General features: G+C 37.8%; 1 protein-coding gene. It reads right to left on the bottom strand.

Translation table 11 applies throughout. The features are described from left to right. Positions 1–52: 52 nt before the first annotated feature. Positions 53–275, bottom strand: a 223-nt coding sequence (locus tag H3S73_RS13715) for a cation transporter (protein ID WP_144093591.1), incomplete at its 5' end; no start/stop codon positions are given.

Below are 275 nucleotides of genomic sequence, written 5' to 3'. Positions count from 1 at the left end.
AACTCGACTAACGCATGATGCGCAGCTCATATCCTCAACAAAAAAATTGTATTCAACTGTTTTCATTTGATGCATCCCTTAACTGTCTTTGTTGATCGTTAATTTTAACTGCATGATAACCTGCTTTGTCTACTGCCGACATTAATGTTTCTAATTCAACATTGGCATTAGTGTTAACGGTTGCTTTTTTTGTAGCAAGATTAACACTGACGTCAATCACACCATCAATCTTCTTTAGTGCTTTCTCAACTCGACTAACGCATGATGCGCAGCTC

It is taken from the genome of Gilliamella sp. B14384G12 (assembly GCF_016101825.1).
In the GTDB taxonomy this organism is placed as follows: Bacteria; Pseudomonadota; Gammaproteobacteria; order Enterobacterales; family Orbaceae; genus Gilliamella; species Gilliamella apicola_N.
Note: the sequence above shows the minus strand (reverse complement) of the source record. Positions and strands in the feature narration are given on the sequence as shown.